This is a genomic window from Occallatibacter sp. (genome assembly GCF_049802275.1).
Lineage (GTDB): Bacteria > Acidobacteriota > Terriglobia > Terriglobales > Acidobacteriaceae > Telmatobacter.
The window spans coordinates 1-2,063 of sequence record NZ_JBARMD010000597.1; the positions used below are offsets into that span (position 1 = coordinate 1).

1 protein-coding gene is annotated in these 2,063 nt (G+C 57.3%); it reads left to right on the forward strand.

Annotation, left to right across the window (positions count from 1 at the left end; genetic code table 11):
- On the forward strand, window positions 1-1,829 hold a 1,829-nt coding region (locus WA354_RS20280), incomplete at its 5' end, for a mechanosensitive ion channel family protein (RefSeq protein ID WP_472814837.1).
- Between the last annotated feature and the right edge of the window lie 234 nt (window positions 1,830-2,063).

Here is a 2,063-nt window from a genome sequence, read left to right on the forward strand (position 1 = left end):
TTCTCGGCAGCACCAGGCTGGTGATCCTGCTTGTTCTGTTGATGGTCCTCGTCGGGTGCCTGGTGTTTGCGTGGTTGACACGCGACGCGATGGCGAATTTCTCCTTTCTCAACACCCAAGGCACCCGGGCCCGCTCCCTCGGCGGCAAGAAGACGATCGTCAATATAAGCCCCTGGCAAACAGCCGAGGCTCTTGCAGCTTTGGCGGTTACTGCCGAAGAAAAGGAATTCGCGCGCGATGCTGAGCGCCTCGCAGATCACGATGTAGATCAGGCATTCGCCTCCGCATTGCGCCAGGCCACGCTCCAGGCGCAACACATTACTCTCTCCGGAGAAGCCCTCGCGCTGTCGCAGAAGATCGCGGAGCTTCAGCAACTCATCAAGCAGGATCAGGAACTGGTCCAGAGCATTACCAGGCAGTTGAATTCGCCCTCAAATGAGGCAAGAGAGGGCGCGCCGGCTCCGGTGGACAACGGCGATTTGGATGTGGCCAAAGCTCAACTGGGGCTGGACTCGGATCAACTTGCCGATGCGCAAAAGGATTTCGATCGAGCCACTGGCGACCAGACGGCCCAGATTCAGGCTGAATTGGCCGCGCACGAAGCGTCGATGCAGGAATACGACAAGCGAGTCCAATCCGGCGGTGAAGTTGCAGTGCTGTCAGCGCAGCGAGAAGGGACCATGGCCAGCCGAGTGAAGGCGTGGTTTGCTCAGCGCAGTCGCTCTCAGTTGCTCCAGCAGGCGATTCAGCAAACGCGGTCTGACATACAGGCAATCACAGCCGATCACAACGCGCTTGAGTTGAAGGCCAACGCAGGGGTGCTTCCCAGTGCGCCTTCAACTGCCAGTCACTCCGACAAACTAGCCCTTATCAAGGACAAGACCGCACAGCGCCAGATATTGAGTATCTACGACGACCGCATTCAGACCAAACAGCAGCTCGCCAATGTGTACAGCAAGTGGGCCGCGCAGGTTCAGTTACAGCATCGCATCGTGCTGCACCTGATCCTGCAGTCGATTGCGCTGATCGCCTTCATCGGCATCTGCATGGTTCTTTGCGATGGCCTCGTGGGCCGACTGATGGAGAAACCAGCGCTTGACCGGAGGCGTTCGCAGACAATGCGCAGCGTTCTGCAGCTTGGGATCCAGGTCATCGGAGTTGTGATGATCCTGATAGTTATTTTTGGTTCGCCGAAAGAGACACCCACAATCCTTGGCCTGGCCACCGCAGCACTCACGATCGCATTGCAGGATTTCATCATCGCGTTCCTCGGCTGGTTCGTGCTGATTGGCAAGAATGGAATCCATGTGGGCGATTGGGTGGAAATCAATGGCGTAGGCGGCGAGGTGATTGAAGTGCGGCTATTCAACACGACGCTGCTGGAAACCGGGACCCTTGCGGACCGGGGGCTGCCGACGGGGCGGCGCATTACTTTCATGAACGGATTTGCCATCCGCGGCCAGTACTTCAATTTTTCGACAAGCGGGCAGTGGATGTGGGACGAGATTTCGCTTAGTCTGCCTGTGACAGGGAACGTCCACGCATTGCTCGACCGTATTCAGAAAGTCGTCGTCGCGGAGACGGAGAAGAATGCAAGTCTTGCCGAGCAGGAGTGGAAGCGCGGTGCGCACGGGAGCAGCCTGAGCCGATTTAGCGCGACGGCGGTCGAGAATCTTCGGCCATCGGCGTCGGGGATCGAAGTTCTGGTTCGCTACGTTACGCGCGCATCGGAGCGGTTTGAAGTGCGGAATCGGCTGTATCAAAAGCTGATTGAGCTGTTGCGCGACCCCGGACAACAGGTCAAGGCGGAAGTCGCTAATACCGAGTGAAATGCATAGGCTTGGCTGAAACTTTTATGATCGTAGGCACTTTAGGTTGACACGATTTGGTGTTTGCCTTACTTTTGAAACAGATGCAGAGCAGCCGCCACCACGGTCATCACCACCATCATGGAACCTCCATGCCGGCGGACTGCCATGGCCTGAACTAGACGGCCAGAGAGATCTAAGAAATACCCAAGCCCGCCGGCGACTGACGCCAGCGGGCTTTTTCGTGCCACAAAA